The sequence below is a fragment of the Streptomyces sp. NPDC096079 genome (assembly GCF_040303145.1).
In the GTDB taxonomy this organism is placed as follows: Bacteria; Actinomycetota; Actinomycetes; order Streptomycetales; family Streptomycetaceae; genus Streptomyces.
Genome location: NZ_JBEOST010000013.1, coordinates 174,483 through 195,157, shown reverse-complemented (window position 1 = coordinate 195,157; position 20,675 = coordinate 174,483). Strand labels below are relative to the sequence as shown.

The following is a 20,675-nucleotide window of genomic DNA, read 5'->3' as shown; positions in this document are numbered from 1 at the left end:
TCCCGCACAGCACCCGCGGCGCCCGGCACGCCGAGGGCACGCACCGGACACCGCGGGCACCGCACAGGACTTTCGAAACACCCCCTAGTCGACGGCGTGGCCGGTGTTCCGGAGCATCTGCCGGAGCACCTTCAGAGCGGTGACGTAGTCGGCGTCGTCGATGCCCTCGTGGATGTGCGCGCGGATCGCGGGGGCGTGCCGCTTGAGGTCGACGCGGGCCGCCTCCCCGGCCTCGGTGATCCACAGCCGTCCCTCGTCGTCGAGCCGGAGCCAGCCGCGCTCGACGAGGGTGTGGGCCTCGGTCGTCAGGTCGTCCTCGGACCGCAGGTAGGAGCGCATCGCGTGGCGCAGTTCGGGGAGGGTCATGCCGTGGCCGTCGGCCGAGATGTCGTGCACGGACAGGTTGCGAAGGAGCCAGAACTGGGGCTGGGTGAAGCCGTGTTCGGCCTGGCGGGCCCGCGTGAAGGAGATGAGGGCCTCGTAGGCGAGACCCGTCCAGTAGGCGGCCGGCTGCGTGGCGAGCTGGGCGTCGGAGAGGGGCGTGGTGGTCATGTCGGGTGCTCCGTTCGATCGTTCGCGACGAAGATCACCGTAGAACCTGAAGCAAAGTTGAGGTCAAGTCGCGAGCGGGGCGGGGGAACCGCGGGTCTTCCGGCGCCCCCACCCCCTGTTCACGCCGCCGTCAGGCCCAGTTCGGCGGCCAGACGGGCCCGGTGCCAGGCCGGGGGGCCGAAGAGCTGCGCCGAGCCGTGCGCCCGCTTGAAGTAGCGGTGGGCGTCGTGCTCCCAGGTGATGCCGATGCCGCCGTGCAGCTGGATCATCTCGCCCGCCACCGCCGAGAAGGCCTCCGAGCAGGCGGACTTGGCCGCCGCCGCCAGCCGGCTCAGCTCCGGATCGCCCGCCGCGGCGGCGAAGGAGGCGCCGAGCGCCGCCGAACGGGCCGACTCCACCAGGACGTACGCGTCCGCGAGCCGGTGCTTGACCGCCTGGAAGGAGCCGATGGGCCGGCCGAACTGCACCCGCTCGCGCGCGTAGTCCAGCGTGACGTCGAGGCAGCGCGCGGCAGCCCCCACCTGCTCGGCGGCCAGAGCCACGCACGCCAGGTCGAGGACCTCGGCGAGGATCCGGCCGCCCGCGCCCTCCGCGCCGACGAGCCGGCCCTCCGCCTCCGTGAGCACCACCCGCGCCTGTGCCCTGGTGGAGTCCATCGTCACGGCCGTCTCACGGGTCACACCCGGCGCGTCCGAGGGCACCTCGAAGAGCGAGACCCCCGCTCCGGTACGGGCCGCCACGAGCAGCACCCCGGCTCCGGCGCCGTCGAGGACGTGCTCCTTGGTCCCGCTGATCCGCCACCTCCCGCCGGGCCCCGCGGTGGCCCCGGCCGCTACGGCCGAGGCGTCCCAGGAGCCGTTCTCCGCCCAGGCCAGGGCCCCGACCAGCGAGCCCGAGGCCAGGTCCGGCAGCAGCCGCGCGCACGCCTCGGCGTCGCCGGAGGCGAGCAGCGCCCGCACCACGAGCACCGCGGAGCCGAGGTACGGGACGGGGCTCAGCTCCCGGCCCAGCTCCTCCATCACCACGTGGACCTCCCCGGCCCCGTACCCCGCGCCGCCGTACTCCTCGGGAACGGCGAGCCCCGCGACGCCGATCTGCCCGGTCAGCGGCCGCCAGGCCGCCTCGCCCGGATGGCGCCCGAGCACGGCCCGTACCGCGGACCGCAGTTCCTCCTGCTCCTCGGTCGTCCTCATGCCTCGGCTCCTCTCGATGTCGTACGGGTACGGGTCTGGGCGGGCGGCTCCGCCGGGTCCTCCGCCGAGAGGTCCCGGCCCGTGGTCTCGGCCGTGCGCCAGACGGCGAGCGCGGTCACGAGACCGCAGACGACGGCCAGCACGGCGAGGGGCGCGCTCCGGGCCCCGTCGGAGGAGGAGAGCAGGCCGCCGGCGAACATCGGGGTGAATCCGCCGCCGATCAGCGCGGACAGCTGGTAGCCGAGCGAGGCGCCGGTGTAGCGGACCCGGGTGCCGAACATCTCGGAGAGCAGCGGGCCCAGCGGCGCGTACATCGCGGACTGCACCACCTGGCCGACGACCATGCCGAGGACCAGCAGCGCGGGCGAGCGCGCGTCGACCAGGGCGTAGACCGGGAAGGCCAGCAGCACGACGCCCGCCGCGCCGGACAGCACCACGGCCCGGCGCCCGACGCGGTCGGAGAGCGCGGAGAAGAGGGGGATGGACACGAGACCGGCGACCGAGGTGAAGAGGAGCCCGGTCATCACCTCCGCAGTGGCGTACCCGATGGTGGTGGCGTACGTCAGCATGAACGTGCTGATCAGCGCCGTCAGCGCGAAGGGGCCGATGCCCACGGCGCAGGCCAGGACGAGGGTCCGGGGCCTGCGCAGCACCTGCGCCAGCGGCACCCCGGGGGCCCCGGCCGCGTCCCCGTCGCGCGCGGCCTGCCGGAACAGCGGGCTCTCGGTGACGCTGACCCGCACGTACAGGCCGATGCCGAGGAGCACCGCGCTGAACAGGAACGGGACGCGCCAGCCCCAGGACAGGAAGGACGCGCGGGGGAGCAGCGAGGCGAGGGTGACGGCGACCGTGGAGAGCAGGAAGCCGATGGGGGAGCCCATCTGCATGATGCCGCTCCACAGTCCGCGGCGCCTGGGATCGGCGTGCTCGACGACCATGAGGGTCGCCCCGGCCCACTCGCCGCCGATGGCGAGTCCCTGGACGACGCGGAACAGCACGAGGAGGACGGGAGCGGCGACGCCGATCGTCCCGTACGTCGGGAGGACGCCGATGAGGAAGCTCGCCGCGCCCATGAGGGCCATCGTGAGGACGAGCATGGACTTGCGGCCGAGCCGGTCGCCGAAGTGACCGAAGACGGCGCCGCCGAGCGGGCGCGCCACATAGCCGGCGGCGAGCGTGCCGAAGGCGGCGATGGTGCCGACGGCGGGATCGGACGCGGGGAAGAACAGCTCGCCGAAGACGAGCGCGGCCATCGTGCCGTACAGCAGGAAGTCGTAGTACTCGATGACGGTGCCGAGCAGGCTCGACAGCGCCACCCTGCGCAGCAGGGCGGGGTCCGAGGGTCTCTCGGGGACGTGCGGGGACGGTGCGGGGGACACGCTGACTCCCGGGTGCGGTAGGGATGCTGGGGACGGGGGTGCGGTACGGGGCCCGAGCGGGAACGGACGCCCGCTGCCCGGCGGGGCGGCGGGCGCCGCTCGGGGTGCGGGGGCGCGGGGAGGCGCGGGGACGCGGGCGCCCTCGTCGGGCGGGATCCGGGGACGCGGGCTCCCCCGGGCGAAGGGGCCCGGCGGCGCGGGTGCCCTCGGGCGGGGGGACGCGGGCGCCGTCAGGGTGCGAGGACGCGGGCGCGGCAGGCCGCGGGGGTGCCCCAGGCGTCGCGCAGCGGTCGGGCCTTGCGGATCCACAGGGCGAGGTCGAGTTCCTCGGTGTAGCCGACGGCCCCGTGCAGTTGCAGGGCCGTGCGGGCGGCGGCGTACGCGGCCTCGCCCGCCGTGACCTTCGCCGCGGCGATCTCGGCGGCGCCGTGGTCCGCGCCCTCGGCCAGGGCCAGCGCGGCCGAGTGCAGCAGCGGCTGGGCGAACTCCAGGGCGATGAGCGCGTCGGCGAGGCGGTGCTTCACCGCCTGGAAGGAGCCGATCGCGACCCCGAACTGGGTGCGCTGCTTCACGTAGGCGACGGTCCGGTCGAGCAGGGCGCGGCCGAGGCCCAGGGACTGCGCGGCGGTGGCGAGCGCGGCGACCTCGGCGGCGTGCGCGGCGGCGGCCGCCACCGCCGGCCCGCGCGTCAGGACGGTCCCGCCGAGCGGGCGGGCGAGGCGGCGGGCGGGGTCGGCCGAGGGCTGCACGGGACCGGTCGTCCCGGCCAGGCGCAGGGTGTCGCCCTCGACGACGAGCACGGAGTCCGCGACGTCGGCGTCCAGGGCGTAGGGGGTTCCGGAGGCCGGCAGGCACAGGGAGACGACGGCCTTCCCCGAGGCGATCCGCGGCAGCAGGGCCGCGGCCGCGTCGTCGCCCAGCCGGTCCAGGAGGGCCGCCGCGGCGACCGTCTCCACCACGGGTCCGGGCACGGCGTGGCGGCCCAGCTCGGTGAAGGCGACGGCCAGTTCGACCGGCAGCGGGCCGAGTCCGTCGTGCCGCTCCGGCACGGCGAGGGCGAACACCCCCGCCTCGGCGAGCCGCGCCCACAGCGCCCGGCCGGGTGCGGCGTCGCCCGCCGCCCAGGCCCGTACGGCCGCGGGGGTGTCGGCCGCCGTGAGCATGCCGTCGAGGGAGCGGGCGAACTCCCGCTGCTCGTCGTCGAGGAGGAACCGCATCACCGGCGTCCCTTCGGGAGGCCGAGCAGCCGCTCGGCGATGATGTCGCGCTGGATCTCGTTGGTCCCGGCGTAGACGGGTCCGGCGAGGGAGAAGGTGTGGCCCTCGGCCCAGCCGCCGTGCGCGGGCGCGTCGTCGGCGCCGTCGGACAGTTCCCCGTAAGGTCCGAGGAGGTCGAGGGCGGTCTCGTGGAGGGCGATGTCGAGCTCGGACCAGAAGACCTTGTTGAGGCTGGACTCGGCGCCGATCGCGCCCCCCGCGGCGATGCGCGAGACGCCGCCGTACGCGAACAGCCGGTAGGCGCGCGCCCCGATGACCGCGTCGGCCACCCGGTCCCGCAGGGCCGTGTCGGAGGGGTCGGCGGTCTCCCGCCACAGTCCGGTGAGCCGCTCGGCGGCGGCGGTGAACCGGCCGGGGCTGCGCAGGGTGAGCCCCCGCTCGTTGCCCGCGGTGCTCATCGCGACCCGCCAGCCCTGCCCCGGCGCGCCGATCACGTCCTCGTCGGGCACGAACACGTCGTCGAGGAAGAGTTCGGCGAAGGCGGGCTTGCCGTCGAGCCGCCCGATGGGCCGTACGGTCACGCCGTCGGCGTCCAGCGGGAACATCAGGTACGTGAGGCCCTGGTGCGGCTTCGGGGTGTCGGGCTCGCTGCGGAACAGTCCGAAGGCGCGGTCCGCGAAGGCCGCCCGGGACGACCAGGTCTTCTGGCCGCGCAGCAGCCAGCCGCCCTCGGTCCGCTCGGCGGTGGAGCGCAGCGAGGCGAGGTCGGACCCGGACTCGGGCTCGGACCAGGCCTGGGCCCAGATGACCTCGCCGCTCGCCATGGAGGGCAGGACGCGGGCGCGCTGTGCGTCGGTGCCGTGCTCGAAGAGGGTGGGGGCGAGGAGGTTGATGCCGTTCTGGCTGACCCGGCCGGGGGCGCCGGCCGCGTAGTACTCCTCCTCGAAGACCAGCCACTGGAGGAGCGAGGCCCCCCGGCCGCCGTACTCCTCGGGCCAGGAGACCACCGACCAGCGGTCGTCGGACAGGGTCCGCTCCCAGAGCCGGTGGGCGGCGAAGCCCTCCTCCGTCTCCAGGGAGGGCAGGGGGGTGTCGGGCACGTGGGCGGTGAGCCAGGCGCGGGCCTCGGCCCGGAAGGCGTCCTCCGCCGCGGAGAAGTCGAGGTCCATCAGGCTCCCGCCGCCTTCATCGAGGCGATGTCCATGCCGCCCAGCGCGTCGGGGGCGGTCTCGGCGTTGTGCGCGTGCGCCAGGTGGTGCAGGCCGAAGACCGAGTCCATGCCGGTGTGCAGGCCCTGGAGGTCCTCCGCCTGGTTGACGGCGCGCTTGGTGAGGGCCAGGCCCATCCGTGGCATCTCGGCGACGCGGTTCGCCAACTCCATCGTCCTTTCCCTGAGTTCGCCGGGCGGTACGACCCGGTTGACCATGCCGACCTCGTAGGCGCGCCGGGCGTCCATCCGGTCGCCGGTGAAGAGGAACTCCTTGGCGATGCGCGGGGGCATGACCCACGGGTGCGCGAAGTACTCGACGCCGGGGATGCCCATGCGGACCACCGGGTCGGCGAAGAACGCGTCCTCGGCGGCGACGATGAGGTCGCACACCCAGGCGAGCATCAGGCCGCCGGCGACGCAGGCGCCCTGCACCGACGCGACCATGGGCTTGGGCAGTTCGCGCCAGCGTCGGCACATGCCCAGGTAGACCTCGGACTCGCGGGCGAAGCGGCTCTCCGCGCCCCGCTTGTCCGAGTGGTCCCACCAGAGCCCGGCCCGGCGGTCGAACGGCAGGTGGGCGTCCCGCTCGGGGGTGCCGATGTCGTGGCCGGCGGAGAAGTGCCTCCCCGCTCCGGCGAGTACGACGACCTTGACCTCGTCGTCGTCGGCCGCGCGGTAGAAGGCGCGGTCCAGGGCGTAGGTCATCGCGGAGTTCTGGGCGTTGCGGTAATCGGGCCGGTCCATGGTGACCACGGCCACCGGGCCGAGTCGTTCGTAGCGGACCGGGGCCGTGGATGCGGTGCGGGCAGCGGACATCCGCCCTCCTTCCCTAACAAGTGTTTGGTAGGTTAACGTACGGCCATGAGCAACGTCGAGGAGTTCCGCAGAGAGGTCCGCGGCTGGCTGCGCGCCAACCTCACGGGCGAGTTCGCCGCCCTGCGCGGGCGCGGCGGCCCCGGACGGGAACACGAGGCGCACGCCGAACGCCTCGCCTGGGAGAGGCACATGGCCGCCGCCGGATGGACCTGCGTCGGCTGGCCCAAGGAGTACGGCGGACGGGGCGCGACGCTCGAACAGCAGGTCGCCTTCCACGAGGAGTACGCCCTCGCCGACGCCCCCGCCCGCGTCAGCCACATCGGCGAGCAGCTCCTGGGACCCACCCTCATCGCCTTCGGCACCCCCGCCCAGCGGGAGCGCTTCCTCCCGAGGATCGTCAGCGTCGAGGAGCAGTGGTGCCAGGGCTACTCGGAGCCGGACGCCGGCTCCGACCTCGCCAACGTGCGCACCCGCGCCGAACGCGACGGCGACGACTGGGTGGTCACCGGACAGAAGGTGTGGACCTCACTCGCCCACGAGGCCGACTGGTGCTTCGTCGTCGCCCGCACCGAGCCCGGATCGACACGCCACCACGGACTGTCCTACCTGCTCGTCCCCCTGGACCAGCCCGGCGTCGAGATCAGGCCCATCGTCCAGCTCACCGGCACCTCCGAGTTCAACGAGGTCTTCTTCGACGGGGCCCGCACCCACGCCTCCCACGTCGTCGGCGCCCCCGGCGACGGCTGGAAGGTCGCCATGGCCACCCTCGGCTTCGAACGCGGGGTGTCCACCCTCGGCCAGCAGGTCGGCTTCCGCCGCGAACTGGAAGCCGTCATCGCCCTCGCCCGGCGGAACGGCGCCGCCGGCGACCCGCTCATCCGCGACCGCATCGCCCGCGCCTGGATCGGCCTGGAGACCATACGGTTCAACGCCCTGCGCATGCTCGACGGCGTCGCCGCCGGAGCCCCCGGTCCCGAGGCCTCCATCGGGAAGATCTTCTGGGCCACCTGGCACCGCGAGCTCGGCGAACTCGCCATGGACGTCTGCGGAGCCGCGGGGATGCTCGCCGACGCGGAGCCGTACGACCTCACCGACTGGCAGCGGCTCTACCTCTTCTCCCGCAGCGACACCATCTACGCCGGCTCCAACGAGATCCAGCGGAACATCATCGCCGAGCGCGTCCTCGGCCTGCCCAAGGAGGTCCGCCCATGACCGGCACCCCACCCCCCTACGTGCCGGGCCACGGTCTGCTCGCCGGGCGCGACGCCGTCGTCACCGCCGCCGCCGGCGCCGGCATCGGAGGCGCCACCGCCCGGCGGCTCCTGGAGGAGGGCGCCCGCGTGGTCGTCTCCGACGCCCACGCCCGCCGGCTCAAGGAGACCGAGGCCGAACTGGCCGCCGAGTTCGGCGCCGACCGCGTCGCCGCCCTGCCCTGCGACGTCACCGACGAGACCCAGGTCGCCGCCCTGTTCGACCTCGCCGTCGAGCGCCACGGACGCCTCGACATCGTCGTCAACAACGCCGGCCTCGGCGGCACCGCCGACCTCGTCGACATGACCGACGACCAGTGGGACAGGGTCCTCGACGTCACCCTCAACGGCACCTTCCGCTGCACCCGCGCCGCACTGCGCCGGATGAAGGACGCGGGCGCGGGGGGCGTCGTCGTCAACAACGCCTCGGTGATCGGCTGGCGTGCCCAGAAGGGACAGGCCCACTACGCCGCCGCCAAGGCCGGCGTCATGGCCCTCACCCGCTGCGCCGCCCTGGAGGCCGCCGCGTACGGCGTGCGCGTCAACGCCGTCTCCCCGAGCCTGGCCATGCACCCGCACCTGGTGAAGGTCACCACCCCCGAACTCCTGGAGGAGCTGACCTCCCGCGAGGCCTTCGGACGCTACGCGGAGCCCTGGGAGGTGGCCAACGTGATCGTCTTCCTGGCCAGCGGCTACTCCTCGTACCTGACGGGCGAGGTCCTCTCCGTCAGCAGCCAGCACCCGTGAGACCGGCGCCGGAGCGGCGCCGCGAGATCCTGGACACGGCGGCCGAGGTCTTCGCCGCCCAGGGGTACGACGCCACCACCGTCCGCCGCATCGCCGACGCCGCCGGACTGCTCGCGGGCAGCCTCTACTACCACTTCGACTCCAAGGAGTCGATGCTCGACGAGATCCTCCGTGCCTTCCTGGACGAGCTGTGGGCCCGTTACGACGCCGTGCTCGACGCGGCACTCGGCCCCAGGGAGACCCTGGAGGCCCTCGTCACCGAGTCGTTCCGGGAGATCGACCGGCACCGCGCCGCCGTCGCCATCTACCAGAAGGAGTCCAGGCACCTGCGCGAACAGCCCCGCTTCGGCTATCTCGCCGGCTCCCAGCGGAGGTTCGAGGAGGCCTGGCTCAGGACCCTGGAGCGCGGCGTGGCCGCCGGGGTCTTCCGCACCGACCTCGACGTCCGGCTCACCTACCGCTTCGTGCGCGACACCGTCTGGGTCGCCGCGTCCTGGTACCGGCCGGGCGGACAGCACAGCCCGGAGGAGATCGCCCGCCAGTACCTGTCGATGGTGCTGGAGGGCGTCGCCCTCCGTGACGGACATCGGACGTACGCATCCCGTACGAAGAAGGAGTGACCATGGCCGAGGCCTACATCGTCGAAGCGGTACGGACCCCGGTCGGCCGGCGGAACGGCGGCCTGTCCGCCGTCCACCCGGCCGACCTCGGAGCCCACGTCCTCAAGGCCCTGATGGAACGCTCGGGCGCCGACCCGGCCGCCGTCGAGGACGTCGTCTTCGGCTGCCTGGACACCGTCGGCCCGCAGGCCGGCGACATAGCCCGCACCAGCTGGCTGGCCGCCGGACTCCCCGAGGAGGTGCCCGGCACGACCGTGGACCGGCAGTGCGGCTCCTCCCAGCAGGCCCTGCACTTCGCCGCCCAGGGCGTCCTGTCCGGCACCCAGGACCTCGTGGTCGCCGGCGGCGTGCAGAACATGTCGATGATCCCCATCGCCTTCGCCAGCCGCCAGGCCGCCGACCCGCTCGGCCTGACCGAGGGCCCGTACCTGGGCTCCGAGGGCTGGCGCGCCCGCTACGGCGACCAGCCGGTCAACCAGTTCCACGGCGCCGAACTCATCGCCGCCAAGTGGGACATCTCCCGCCGGGACATGGAGGAGTTCGCCCTCCGCTCGCACCAGCGGGCCGCCCGCGCGATCGACGAGGGCCGCTTCGCGCGCGAGATCGTCCCCTACGGCGACGTCACCGCCGACGAGGGCCCGCGCCGTGACACCACCCTGGAGAAGATGGCCGGGCTGAAGGCGCTGGTCGAGGGAGGCCGGCTGACGGCCGCGGTCTCCTCGCAGGTGTCCGACGGGGCCTCGGCGATGCTGATCGCCTCGGAACGCGCCGTACGCGAACACGGCCTGACGCCGCGCGCCCGCGTCCACCACCTGTCGGTGCGGGGCGAGGACCCGATCCGCATGCTGTCCGCCCCGATCCCGGCGACGGCGTACGCGCTGAAGAAGGCCGGAATGACGCTCGACGACATCGACCTGGTGGAGATCAACGAGGCCTTCGCCTCGGTCGTCCTCGCCTGGCTGAAGGAGACCGGTGCCGACCCGGAGAAGGTCAACGTCAACGGCGGCGCCATCGCGCTGGGCCACCCCCTCGGCGCGACCGGCACCAAGCTGACCACCACCCTCCTCCACGAACTGGAGCGCACCGGCGGCCGCTACGGCCTCCAGACGATGTGCGAGGGCGGTGGCCAGGCGAACGTGACGATCATCGAGCGTCTGTGAAGCCGGCGCCGAAGATCTGCTGCCAGACCGCGTGATCGGTGCGGGGGCCTCCCGGGGTCTCCGCGCCGTACACCTCGATCTCCGCCTCGATGTCCAGGGGGAGCGTGGGGGAGGTCATCGTCGTCAGCTCCCCGGCCACCGCGTGGTCGGGGACCAGCCAGCACACCTCGAACTCGATGCCGTCCGGGTCCCGGGCGTACAGGGCCTTCGTGGAGGCGTGGTTGCTCGCCCCCGTCAGGGCCCCCGCCTCCGCCAGGCGGGTCCGCATGCGCCGCAGCTCGGCCAGGGTGTCCACCTCCCAGGCCAGGTGGTACAGGCCGACCCGCCCGGTGGCGGGCCCGGGGCCGCCACCGGGGGACCGGAACAGGCCGAGGTCGTGGTCGTTGGCGGAGCCCGCCGCCTGGAGGAAGGCCGCCCCGGGGAAGGCCTGCGGCAGCGGCCGGAACCCGAGGACGTCGCGGTAGAAGGCGAGGCTGCGCTCCAGGTCGGAGACGAAGAGGACGGCGTGGTTCAGCCGCTGGATCGGCATGGCGGTTCCGTTCGGTCGGTGCGGTGGGGATCGGTGGAGACACGTGTCCGCCGGGGTGAAGGTACCCCGGCGGACACGTGCGTGAGCGGTCAGTCCGTGGTGGGCAGAGCGCGGAGCGCGGTGTACGCCTCCGCCATCAGCCGGTCCACCAGCTCGGCGCAGGACGGCAGGTCGTCGATCAGGCCGGCCACCTGCCCGGAGGCCATCACGCCCAGATCGGTGCGGCCCTCGACCATGGACGCCTTGAGCAGCATCGGCGTGTTCGCGGCCAGCAGGATCTGGCTCCACGTGAGGTCCTTGCCGTGCTTCATCGCCAGGCCGTCACGGACCATCTGCGGCCAGCTCATGCCGGACTCCCGCCGGAAGGCCGCCGCGTGGCGGACCGCCCGCAGCAGCGAGGCGGCCCGGCCGGAGCGTTCGAGGGCGTCGACCAGCTCGGTGCGCAGCATCCGGTGCGGCAGACCGTCGACCTTCGTGGTGACGGTGACGTCCGTGACCGCCGCCGCGAGATAGCGGGCCTTCACCGCGTCGGGGACCGTGCTGTCGGAGGTGAGCAGGAAGCGCGTGCCCATGGCGATGCCGGCCGCGCCGTAGGCCAGCGCGGCGACCAGGCCACGTCCGTCGTGGAAGCCGCCGGCCGCGACGACGGGGATGTCGACGGCGTCCACGACCTGCGGGAGCAGGACGGTGGTGGCGACGCTGCCGGTGTGGCCGCCGCCCTCCCCGCCCTGCACGATCACCGCGTCGGCCCCCCAGGCCGCGACCTTCTCGGCGTGCCGTCTGGCTCCGATGGAGGGGATGACCACGACCCCGGCGTCCTTGAGGCGGGCGATCAGCTCGCGGGACGGCGCGAGCGCGAAGGAGGCGACCTTCACGCCCTCGTCGATGATGATCCCGACGCGTTCTCCGGCGTCCCCGGCGTCCGCGCGCAGGTTCACGCCGAAGGGCGCGTCCGTGCGGGACTTGACCTCGCGCACCGCGGAGCGGAGCTGGTCGACGGTCATGGTCGCCGAGGCGAGGATGCCCAGGGCGCCGGCGTTCGCGGTGGCCGAGACCAGGCGGGGACCGGCCACCCACCCCATGCCGGTCTGGACGACGGGGTGGCGCACCCCGACGAGCGCGGTGAGCCGGGTGGGGATCGACGCGTCGCTCACGACGGGACCTCCCGGTCGCGCAGCCCCTTCGGGTCGATCTCCTCGCGGATCAGACGCAGTTCCTCGGCGGTGGGCTCACGGGTGTACGGCACCTCGACGGGGACGGTCAGCGCGAAGCCGGTGGCCTCCCGGACCTCCTCGACGGTGACGCCCGGGTGCAGCGAGCGCAGCCGCATGGTGCGGTCCGGGGTCTCGAAGTCGAAGACGCCCAGGTCGCTGATGACGTCCGGGATCCGGTGGTAGCGGGTCGCGGAGGGACCGGCCGCGGCGGCCCGGTCGTAGCCGACGCCGGAGACCATGTCGACCCGCTCGACGAAGACCCGGGCGGAGTGCTTGGGCACCCAGTAACTCGTCGGGTTGTTGAGGGTGTTGACCGGGGCGCCGCGCACCCCGAGGAGCTGGCGCTTCGGCCGCGCCCAGGCGCCGATGCAGCTGATGTTCTGGTTGCCGTACCGGTCGAGCTGGCTCGCGCCCATCATCACGTGCCGGCGCCCGGTGGTGACCAGGGCCAGGTGCTGGCGGTACGGCAGCCAGCCCTCCACCACCCGGGGCGCGGCGCCGACCGCGGGGACGTCGGCGATGAGCAGCGCCTCCCCGTCGGTCAGCAGCAGCTCGGGGGAGAAGGTGAGCTTCGCGAGGCGGGCGCCGATCATCGGGACGGTGCCCATCGGGCTGGCCAGGACCTCGCCCGCGGCGCGCCACGCCTCGGCGCAGGCGATGACGCAGTACTCGGCCCGGGTGGCCGGCGCGGCCTTCGTCGTGATGTCGGTCCCGCTCACGCTTCCTCCTTCTGGAACGCCGCGACCGCGGCCTGGTAGGCGTCCTCGTCGCCGGACAGGAAGCGGGCGGTGAACTCCCGCCAGGCCTCCGGGTCCCGGGCCGCCTTGACGTAGGCGCGCTGGAAGGCCTCGTCCCGGTCGTAGTCCGGGGCGCAGGAGGTGAAGTGCGCGCCGTTCGGGGTCTCGACGACGCCGTCGACGAAGGCGCGCTTGACCAGCAGCGACTGGGGCCCCGCGTCCTTGAGCAGCTCCGAGGTCTCCACGATCCGCTCACAGGAGACGTACGCGGTGTCGGCGGCCTCGCAGAACAGGTCGTCGAAGTACGGGTCGGGGCCCAGGTACTGGCCGTTGCCGTGCGCGTCGGCGCGGTTGAGGTGGACGAGCGCCGCGTCCAGGCGCAGCGCGGGCACGGCGACGAGCTCCTCCCGGTCGTCGTACGGCGAGGTGACCGTGCGCAGCGTGGAGTTGACGGTCATCACGTCCGAGGCGAGACCGGCCCGTATGGGCATGAAGGGCAGCCGGTGCACGGCGGCCGTCAGGCCCCACATGACCATCGCCTCGTCCAGCTCCACCAGTTCGAGGTCGCCGCGCTGGCGGGCCGCGCCGAAGTGCGGCTCCAGGGGGACGGTGTCGAGCGTGGCGAAGGCCGCGACCAGCTTGCGGATCTTCCCGGCCGCGGCGAGGAGGCCCACGTCCGGGCCGCCGTACGACACCACGGTCAGATCGGTGAGGTCGGAGCGCAGCAGTGCCCGTACCAGCGCCATCGGCTTGCGCCGCGAGCCCCAGCCGCCGATGCCGATCGTCATCCCGCTCCGGAGCCGGCCCACGACCTCCTCGGCGGTCATCGTCTTGTCCCTGCTCACGACTGCTCCTTGTCCGTGTCGTCCGTGGCGACGGTGCCGCCCTTGCCGAAGGTGTCGCGCACCCGGTCGGCGACACCGCTGAGGTTGGCCTCGAAGGTGAAGCCCTGCTCGAAGCGGTAGCTGCGGTGGACGTCCACCGGGTCGATGCCGTTGATCGCGGCCTTGGCGAGCCGGATCAGCTGACCGTCCTTCGCGGCGATCTCCCGCGCGAGGCCGAGCGCCGCGTCGAGGAGCTCCTCGCGGGGGACGACCCGCCAGACCGAGCCGTGGCGGTGCAGTTCCTCGGCGGTGACCGTGCGCGAGGTGTAGTAGAGGGCCCGCATCAGCTGCTGCGGGACGAGCCGGGCCAGATGGGTGGCCGCGCCGAGCGCGCCCCGGTCCAGTTCGGGGAGGCCGAAGGTCGCGTCCTCGGAGGCGACGATCGCGTCGGCGTTGCCGACCAGGCCGATGCCGCCGCCGAGGCAGAAGCCCTGCACGGCGGCGACCACCGGCACCGCGCAGTCGTAGACGGCGGCGAAGGCCTCGTAGCAGCCGCGGTTGGCGCCCAGGAGGGCGTCGTGGCCCGTGGTGCGCTGGATCTCCTTGATGTCGACGCCGGCGTTGAACCCCCGGCCCTCCGCGGTGAGCACGACGCAGCGCACCTCGGGATCGGCGCCGGCGGCGCGCACCGCGGCGGCGAGGTCGTACCAGCCCTGCACGGGGAGGGCGTTGACCGGTGGGTAGTCGACGGTGACGACGGCGATGCCCTTGTCCGGGGCGGAGGTGGAGACACCCATGAGCAGATCAGCTACCTTTCCACCAAACGTTTGTTAGGTGGAAGATAGCAGCGGTTCGCGCGCTGCGGGAGGTGTCCCTTGCCAGTCACCATCGATCTGACGGGAACCGTCGCCGTCGTCACCGGCGGCACCCGGGGCGTCGGCGCCGGGATCACCCGGGCCCTGCTCGACGCCGGAGCGGAGGTCGTGACCTGCGCCCGCCGGGCCCCCGAGAAACCCGTCGAGGCGGCGGGGCGCACGGCCCGCTTCCACCCCGTCGACCTGCGCGACCCGGCCGCCGTCGGCGACTTCTTCACCCGGGTCCGCGACGACCACGGCAGGCTCGACGTCCTGGTCAACAACGCCGGGGGGACCCCCTTCCGGATGCTCGGCGAGGGGAACGCCGAGCAACAGGCCCGGGTCGTCGAACTGAACCTCGTCGCCCCGCTGACCGCCTCCCTCGCCGCGTACGAGGTGATGCGGCGGCAGAGCGGCGGCGGCTCCATCCTCATGATCGGCAGCGTCAGCGGCACCCGCCCCTCACCGGGCAGCGCGGCCTACGGGGCGGCCAAGGCGGGCCTGGAGAACCTCGCCCGGTCCATGGCCGTCGAATGGGCGCCCCTGGTCCGGGTCAACACGCTCGTCCCCGGCATGGTCCGCACCGAACTCTCCCACCTGCACTACGGGGACGAGGACGGCATCGCCTCCGTCGGCCGCACCGTGCCGCTCGGCCGGCTCGCCGAACCCGGCGACATCGGCGACGCCTGCGTCTTCCTCGCCTCCGACCGGGCCGCGTACATCAGCGGAGCCAGCCTCCTCGTCCACGGCGGCGGAGAACGGCCGGCCTTCCTCGACGCGGCCACGGTCAACCACTGAAACCCCCTCACCGAAAGGCACCCACCATGACCGGACTCTGCAACGGACGCGTCGTCGTCGTCACCGGCGCCGGCCGCGGACTCGGCCGCGCGCACGCGCTCGCCTTCGCCGCCGAGGGCGCCAAGGTCGTCGTCAACGACCTCGGCGTCGGCCTCGACGGCACCGGAGGCGGCGCGGGGCCCGCGCAGCAGGTCGTCGACGAGATCATCGCCTCGGGCGGCCAGGCGGTCGCCCACGGCGGCGACATCGCCACGACGGACGGCGCGGCCTCCCTCGTCGCCACCGCCCTCGACTCCTTCGGCCGCCTCGACACCCTCGTCAACAACGCCGGGTTCCTGCGCGACCGCATGCTCGTCAACCTCGGCGAGGACGACTGGGACGCCGTCATGCGCGTCCACCTCAAGGGCCACTTCCTGCCGCTCCGGCACGCCGCCGCACACTGGCGCGCGGAGGCCAAGGCCGGACGCGAGCCCGTCGCGCGGGTCGTCAACACCAGCTCCGGCGCGGGGCTGCTCGGCAGCGTCGGACAGGGCAACTACTCCGCCGCCAAGGCCGGGATCGTCGGCCTCACCCTCGTCGCCGCGGCGGAGATGGGCCGGTACGGGGTCCAGGTCAACGCGATCGCCCCGGCGGCCCGCACCCGGATGACCGAACAGGCCTTCGCCGAGACCATGGCCGCGCCCTCGGGATCCGGCTTCGACGCGATGGCCCCCGAGAACGTCTCCCCGCTCGTCGTCTGGCTGGGCTCCGCCGCCTCCGCCGGCGTCACCGGGCGCGTCTTCGAGGCCGAGGCGGGCCGGATCACGGTCATGGAGGGCTGGCGACCGGGCCCGACGGCGGACAAGGGCGCCCGGTGGACCCCGACGGAGGCGGGCGAGACGACCCTGAAACTCCTGTCGGCGTCGGAACCCCCGCAGCCGGTGTACGGCACGAACTGACGCCGGGCGCGCGGGCCCCGCGCGGCGCACCCACCCGGCCCGGCGGGCCCCGCGCCCGGCCGGGCGGCGCGCCCCGCGCCCGCGTGTGCCCGCGCCCGGGCGGGGCGGCGCGCCCCGCGCCCGCGTGTGCCCGCGCCCTGGTGGGGCGGTGCGCCCCGTGCCCGTGTGTGCCCGCGCCCGGGCGGGGCGGTGCGCCCCGTGCCGTGTGTGCCCGCGCCCGGGCGGGGCGGTGCGCCCCGTGCCCGTGTGTGCCCGCGCCCGGGTGGGGCGGTGCGCCCCGCGCCCGCGTGTGCCCGCGCCCTGGGGGGCGTCCCCGCGCCCGCGTGTGTCCGCGCCCGGGCGGGTCGGTGCGCCCCGCGCCCGCGTGTGCCCGCGCCCGGGCGGGGCGGGGCGGTGCCCACCGCCGTGTGGGCAGGTGTCCCGCAGGGCGGGACGGGTGGGCACACGGGACGGCGCCCCTCGCGGCGCCTCCGCGTTCCGCGCCTTGGCCCGCACCGCATGTGTGCCGTCGCCAGGGGTGCGGGTCCAGGCTCAGCAGCCTCTGGCGCCGGCAAGGGCGCCGTCCCGTTGTGCCCACCCGTTCCGCCCTGCGGAACGCCTGCCCACAACGGGCCCCCGCCGGGTTTCCCGCTCACCGGGAACGCGCGCTCCCGGCGGCCCGCGGCACCGGCCTAGCCTCGCCGGACAGCCCCAACCGCCCGCAGGAGGGACCCGCCATGCTCACGGACCGCCAGAGACACGAGGCGGCCGAGCTGCTCCGCTCCGCCGAACAGCACGTCACGCCGGTCGCCCCGCTGATCGAGGCGTATCCCGGCATCGGCACCGAGGACGCGTACGAGATCCAGCTCGTCAACATCCGGCACCGGATCGCGGCCGGCGCGCAGGTGCGCGGTCACAAGGTCGGCCTGTCTTCCCCGGTCATGCAGCGGATGATGGGCGTCGACGAACCGGACTACGGCCATCTGCTCGACGGCATGGAGCTCCGGCAGGAGACCCCCGTCCCGGTCGCCCGCTACTGCCGGCCCCGCGTCGAGGTCGAGGTCGGTTTCGTCCTCGGCGACGACCTGCCGGGCGAGGACTGCACGGCCGAGGACGTCCTGGCCGCCACCGAACGCGTGGTGCCCGCCCTGGAACTGATCGACAGCAGGATCCGCGACTGGCGGATCACGATCGCCGACACGATCGCGGACAACGCCTCCTCCGCCGGGTACGTCGTCGGCGAGGGCCGGGACCCGCGCGAGCTGGACCTGAAGGCGATCGACGCCCGGCTGAGCAGCGGCGGCGAGCTCCTCGCCGAGGGGCGCAGCGACGCCGTGCTCGGTGACCCGGCCCTGTCCGTCGCCTGGCTGGCCCGTACCGTCGCCCGCTTCGGCGTGCCCCTGAAGAAGGGCCACGTGGTGCTGCCGGGCTCGTGCACCCGGGCCGTCGACGTGGCGGCCGGGGCGACCTTCACCGCCGAGTTCACCGGCCTTGGCTCCGTCTCCCTCTCGTTCATCTGAGGTGATCATGACCATCAAGACAAAGGCGACCGCCGCCATCGTCGGATCCGGCAACATCGGCACCGACCTCCTCTACAAGCTCCAGCGCTCGGCCCACGTCGAGCCCCGCTGGATGATCGGCGTCGACCCCGGGAGCGAGGGCCTCGCCCGCGCCGCCCGGGCGGGCCTGGAGGCCAGTCACGAGGGCGTCGACTGGCTGCTCGCCCAGGACGAGCGGCCGGACATCGTCTTCGAGGCCACCAGCGCCTACGTCCACCGGGCCAACGCCCCCCGCTACGCCGAACTCGGCATCAAGGCGGTCGACCTGACGCCGGCAGCCGTCGGCCCGGCCGTCGTCCCGCCCGCCAACCTCCGCGAGCACCTCGACCGCCCGAACGTCAACATGATCACCTGCGGAGGCCAGGCCACCATCCCCATGGTGTACGCGGTCTCCCGGGTGGTCCCCGTGGCGTACGCGGAGATCGTGGCCTCCGTGGCCTCCGTCTCGGCCGGGCCCGGAACCCGCGCGAACATCGACGAGTTCACCCGCACGACCTCGCGCGGCATCGAGACCATCGGCGGCGCCGGGCGGGGCAAGGCCATCATCATCCTCAACCCGGCCGATCCGCCCGTGATGATGCGGGACACCGTCTTCTGCGCCATCCCGGAGGACGCCGACCGGGACGCCATCGCCCTCTCGGTCAAGGAGATCGCCGAGCAGGTCGCCTCGTACGTCCCCGGCTACCGGCTGCGCGCCGAACCGCAGTTCGACGACCCGAGCCCCGAGAACGGCGGGATGGCGCGCGTCGCGATCTTCCTGGAGGTGGAGGGCGCGGGCGACTACCTGCCGCCCTACGCCGGAAACCTCGACATCATGACCGCCGCCGCCACCAAGGTCGGCGAGGAGTTCGCCCGGGCGATCCTCGCCCCGGGCGCGTAAGGAGCACCCCGCATGCCCTACTCGGACACCCTCGACATCCGCGTCACCGACTCCTCGCTGCGCGACGGCTCGCACGCCAAGCGCCACCAGTTCACCACCGACGACGTACGATCCGTCGTCGCCGCCCTCGACGACGCCGGCGTCCCGGTGATCGAGGTGACGCACGGCGACGGCCTCGGCGGATCCTCGTTCACCTACGGGTTCTCCAGGACTCCGGAACAGGAACTCATCAAGGTCGCCGTGGACACCGCGCGGCGGGCCCGGATCGCCTTCCTCATGCTCCCCGGGCTCGGCGTCAAGGACGACATCCGGGCCGCCCACGGCAACGGGGCGGGCATCTGCCGCATCGCCACCCACTGCACCGAGGCCGACATCGCGGACCAGCACTTCGGCCTGGCCCGGGAGAGGGGCCTGGAGACCGTCGGCTTCCTGATGATGGCCCACTCCACGACCCCCGAGGAGCTGGCCCGGCAGGGCAGGATCATGGCCGACGCGGGCTGCCAGTGCGTGTACGTCGTGGACTCGGCCGGCGCCATGGTCATGGACGACGTCACCGCCCGGGTCGAGGCCCTGGTCGCCGAGCTCGGCGACGACGCGCAGGTCGGCTTCCACGGACACGAGAACCTGGCCCTCGGCACCGGCAACTCCCTCGCCGCGATCAAGGCCGGAGCCCTCCAGATCGACGGCTCCACGCGTCGGCTCGGCGCCGGTGCGGGCAACACCGCCGTCGAGGCGCTGGTCGCCGTCTGCGCCAAGATGGGCATCCGCACCGGCATCGACGTACTGAAGATCATCGACGCGGCCGAGGACGTGGTCCGCCCCGTCATGGACGACGAGTGCCGGCTCGACCGCCTCGCCCTGCTGATGGGCCACGCCGGCGTCTACTCCAGCTTCCTCAAGCACGCCTACCGGCAGGCCGAGCGCTACGGCGTCTCCGGCGCCGAGATCCTCCTGCGCGCGGGCGAACGCCGCCTGGTCGGCGGCCAGGAGGACCAGCTCATCGACATCGCCGTCGAACTCGCCGCACAGCGCTGAACCGAACCGAGACAGAAAGAAGGACGAGATGACTGCTCTCCACGACGAGGTCCGGGTCATCGAGACGGGCAGGCCGCCGGCGCGCTTCGCCCGGGGCTGGCACTGCCTCGGCCTCGCCGACGCCTTCAAGGACGGACAGCCGCACGAGATCGAGGCCTTCGGCACCAAGCTGGTGGTCTTCCAGGGCCAGGACGACGGCCTGCTGCACGTCCTGAACGCCTACTGTCCCCACATGGGCGGCAACCTCGCCCAGGGCAGCGTCAAGGGCGACGCCGTCGCCTGCCCGTTCCACGACTGGCGCTGGTCGGGCGACGGCCGCTGCGCCGGCATCCCGTACGCCCGGCGCGTCCCGCCGCGCGCCAGGACCCGCGCCTGGATCTCCCTGGAGCGCAACAGGCAGCTCTTCGTCTGGAACGATCCCGAGGGCAACCCGCCGCCCCCCGAGGTCACCGTCCCCGAGATCGCGGGCATCCACGGCCCCGAAGCCGACCAGTGGAGCGACTGGACCTGGAAGACCCTCCGGGTCGACGGCGCCAACTGCCGCGAGATCGTCGACAACGTCGTGGACATGGCGCACTTCTACTACGTCCACTACGCGTTCCCCGAGTACTTCAAGAACGTCTTCGACGGTCACGTCGCCACCCAGTACATGGAGAGCAGCCCGCGCGGCGACATGGAACTGGGCACCCTCAGCTCCGGCCGGCTGCGCTCCGACGCCTCCTACTTCGGCCCCTCCTACATGATCGACCACCTCTACAGCGACGTCGGCGGCGGCGCCGAGATGGAGATCGTCCTCATCAACTGCCACTACCCGATCGACGAGAACAGCTTCCTGCTCCAGTACGGGGCCATCGTGCGGCGACTCCCCGGGATGACGGACGAGCAGGCCGCCGAGGCGGCACGGCTCACCGCCGAGGGCGCCACCGTCGGCTTCGAACAGGACGTGGCGATCTGGCAGAACAAGACCCGGATCGACAACCCCCTGCTCACCGAGGAGGACGGCCCGGTGTACCAGCTCCGCCGCTGGTACGAGCAGTTCTACGTCGACGTCGCCGACGTCAGGGACGAGATGACCCGCCGCTTCGAGTTCGAGATCGACACCCAGCGCGCCAACACGGCGTGGCGCGCCGAGGTCGAGGAGAACCTCGCGCGTCGCGCGGCGGAGACGGAAACCGGAGCCTGAC

Annotated in this window: 21 protein-coding genes; 10 read left to right on the top strand and 11 right to left on the bottom strand. The window is 73.5% G+C overall.

Going from position 1 to position 20,675, the window contains the following annotated elements; all coding sequences use genetic code 11:
* Nucleotides 1-84 precede the first annotated feature (84 nt).
* The 6 genes from ABTY59_RS25355 to ABTY59_RS25330 all read right to left on the bottom strand — a co-directional run bounded on the left by ABTY59_RS25355 (nucleotide 85) and on the right by ABTY59_RS25330 (nucleotide 6,367).
* The gene (locus tag ABTY59_RS25355; protein WP_352021327.1) at nucleotides 85-552 is read right to left on the bottom strand and encodes a winged helix DNA-binding protein; all 468 of its coding nucleotides are present in this window, start codon (nucleotides 550-552) and stop codon (nucleotides 85-87) included.
* A 119-nt stretch (nucleotides 553-671) separates the two neighbouring features.
* Nucleotides 672-1,745, bottom strand: a complete 1,074-nt coding sequence (locus tag ABTY59_RS25350) for an acyl-CoA dehydrogenase family protein (RefSeq protein ID WP_352021326.1) — start codon at nucleotides 1,743-1,745, stop codon at nucleotides 672-674.
* On the bottom strand, nucleotides 1,742-3,124 hold the full coding sequence (locus ABTY59_RS25345) for an MFS transporter (protein WP_352021325.1): 1,383 nt from the start codon (nucleotides 3,122-3,124) through the stop codon (nucleotides 1,742-1,744). The genes ABTY59_RS25350 and ABTY59_RS25345 overlap by 4 nt, the downstream gene beginning before the upstream one ends.
* Nucleotides 3,125-3,354: 230 nt before the next feature.
* A complete protein-coding gene (locus ABTY59_RS25340; protein ID WP_352021350.1) occupies nucleotides 3,355-4,341 on the bottom strand; it encodes an acyl-CoA dehydrogenase family protein in 987 nt (328 codons plus the stop codon).
* Nucleotides 4,341-5,510, bottom strand: a complete 1,170-nt coding sequence (locus tag ABTY59_RS25335; RefSeq protein ID WP_352021324.1) for an acyl-CoA dehydrogenase family protein — start codon at nucleotides 5,508-5,510, stop codon at nucleotides 4,341-4,343. Before ABTY59_RS25335 ends, ABTY59_RS25340 begins: the two co-directional genes overlap by 1 nt.
* Nucleotides 5,510-6,367 carry an enoyl-CoA hydratase gene (locus tag ABTY59_RS25330; RefSeq protein ID WP_352021323.1) on the bottom strand — a complete coding sequence of 286 codons (858 nt, stop codon included), beginning with the start codon at nucleotides 6,365-6,367 and terminating at the stop codon, nucleotides 5,510-5,512. Before ABTY59_RS25330 ends, ABTY59_RS25335 begins: the two co-directional genes overlap by 1 nt.
* Nucleotides 6,368-6,412: 45 nt before the next feature.
* Between ABTY59_RS25330 and ABTY59_RS25325 the strand changes: the two genes are divergently transcribed.
* Genes ABTY59_RS25325 through ABTY59_RS25310 form a run of 4 tightly spaced genes read left to right on the top strand, consistent with a single transcriptional unit; the run spans nucleotide 6,413 to nucleotide 10,144 of the window.
* Complete coding sequence (locus ABTY59_RS25325) at nucleotides 6,413-7,579, top strand: acyl-CoA dehydrogenase family protein (RefSeq protein ID WP_352021322.1); 1,167 nt, start codon at nucleotides 6,413-6,415, stop codon at nucleotides 7,577-7,579.
* The gene (locus ABTY59_RS25320; protein WP_352021321.1) at nucleotides 7,576-8,364 is read left to right on the top strand and encodes an SDR family oxidoreductase; all 789 of its coding nucleotides are present in this window, start codon (nucleotides 7,576-7,578) and stop codon (nucleotides 8,362-8,364) included. Before ABTY59_RS25325 ends, ABTY59_RS25320 begins: the two co-directional genes overlap by 4 nt.
* Nucleotides 8,361-8,984, top strand: coding sequence for a TetR/AcrR family transcriptional regulator (locus ABTY59_RS25315; RefSeq protein ID WP_352021320.1), 624 nt, complete (start codon nucleotides 8,361-8,363; stop codon nucleotides 8,982-8,984). Before ABTY59_RS25320 ends, ABTY59_RS25315 begins: the two co-directional genes overlap by 4 nt.
* Before the next feature lie 2 nt (nucleotides 8,985-8,986).
* Nucleotides 8,987-10,144, top strand: a complete 1,158-nt coding sequence (locus tag ABTY59_RS25310) for an acetyl-CoA C-acetyltransferase (protein WP_352021319.1) — start codon at nucleotides 8,987-8,989, stop codon at nucleotides 10,142-10,144.
* On the opposite strand, the gene ABTY59_RS25305 is transcribed toward ABTY59_RS25310, so the two are convergent.
* The 5 genes from ABTY59_RS25305 to ABTY59_RS25285 all read right to left on the bottom strand — a co-directional run bounded on the left by ABTY59_RS25305 (nucleotide 10,128) and on the right by ABTY59_RS25285 (nucleotide 14,245).
* Nucleotides 10,128-10,673, bottom strand: a complete 546-nt coding sequence (locus ABTY59_RS25305) for a VOC family protein (protein WP_352021318.1) — start codon at nucleotides 10,671-10,673, stop codon at nucleotides 10,128-10,130. The two genes, ABTY59_RS25310 and ABTY59_RS25305, sit on opposite strands and share 17 nt — an antisense overlap.
* Nucleotides 10,674-10,762: 89 nt before the next feature.
* Nucleotides 10,763-11,812: an NAD(P)H-dependent flavin oxidoreductase gene (locus ABTY59_RS25300; RefSeq protein ID WP_352021349.1), complete on the bottom strand. Its 1,050-nt coding sequence runs from the start codon at nucleotides 11,810-11,812 to the stop codon at nucleotides 10,763-10,765.
* Nucleotides 11,813-11,823: 11 nt separating this feature from the next.
* Nucleotides 11,824-12,606 carry a CoA-transferase subunit beta gene (locus tag ABTY59_RS25295; protein ID WP_352021317.1) on the bottom strand — a complete coding sequence of 261 codons (783 nt, stop codon included), beginning with the start codon at nucleotides 12,604-12,606 and terminating at the stop codon, nucleotides 11,824-11,826.
* Nucleotides 12,603-13,451: a CoA transferase subunit A gene (locus ABTY59_RS25290; RefSeq protein WP_352021348.1), complete on the bottom strand. Its 849-nt coding sequence runs from the start codon at nucleotides 13,449-13,451 to the stop codon at nucleotides 12,603-12,605. The genes ABTY59_RS25295 and ABTY59_RS25290 overlap by 4 nt, the downstream gene beginning before the upstream one ends.
* A 14-nt stretch (nucleotides 13,452-13,465) precedes the next feature.
* On the bottom strand, nucleotides 13,466-14,245 hold the full coding sequence (locus tag ABTY59_RS25285) for an enoyl-CoA hydratase family protein (RefSeq protein ID WP_352021316.1): 780 nt from the start codon (nucleotides 14,243-14,245) through the stop codon (nucleotides 13,466-13,468).
* A 78-nt stretch (nucleotides 14,246-14,323) separates the two neighbouring features.
* Here ABTY59_RS25285 and ABTY59_RS25280 point away from each other — a divergent pair, with 78 nt between their 5' ends.
* The 6 genes from ABTY59_RS25280 (at nucleotide 14,324) to ABTY59_RS25255 (ending at nucleotide 20,674) form a co-directional block, all read left to right on the top strand.
* A complete protein-coding gene (locus ABTY59_RS25280; protein ID WP_352021315.1) occupies nucleotides 14,324-15,100 on the top strand; it encodes an SDR family oxidoreductase in 777 nt (258 codons plus the stop codon).
* Between the two features lie 26 nt (nucleotides 15,101-15,126).
* Nucleotides 15,127-16,038, top strand: a complete 912-nt coding sequence (locus ABTY59_RS25275) for an SDR family oxidoreductase (RefSeq protein WP_352021314.1) — start codon at nucleotides 15,127-15,129, stop codon at nucleotides 16,036-16,038.
* A 716-nt stretch (nucleotides 16,039-16,754) separates the two neighbouring features.
* A complete protein-coding gene (locus ABTY59_RS25270; RefSeq protein WP_352021313.1) occupies nucleotides 16,755-17,537 on the top strand; it encodes a 2-keto-4-pentenoate hydratase in 783 nt (260 codons plus the stop codon).
* A 7-nt stretch (nucleotides 17,538-17,544) separates the two neighbouring features.
* Nucleotides 17,545-18,456: an acetaldehyde dehydrogenase (acetylating) gene (locus ABTY59_RS25265; protein WP_352021312.1), complete on the top strand. Its 912-nt coding sequence runs from the start codon at nucleotides 17,545-17,547 to the stop codon at nucleotides 18,454-18,456.
* A 12-nt stretch (nucleotides 18,457-18,468) separates the two neighbouring features.
* A complete protein-coding gene (dmpG, locus tag ABTY59_RS25260) occupies nucleotides 18,469-19,491 on the top strand; it encodes a 4-hydroxy-2-oxovalerate aldolase (RefSeq protein ID WP_352021311.1) in 1,023 nt (340 codons plus the stop codon).
* 28 nt (nucleotides 19,492-19,519) lie between these two features.
* On the top strand, nucleotides 19,520-20,674 hold the full coding sequence (locus tag ABTY59_RS25255; protein WP_352021310.1) for a 3-ketosteroid-9-alpha-monooxygenase, oxygenase component: 1,155 nt from the start codon (nucleotides 19,520-19,522) through the stop codon (nucleotides 20,672-20,674).
* The last annotated feature ends 1 nt before the right edge of the window (nucleotide 20,675 follow it).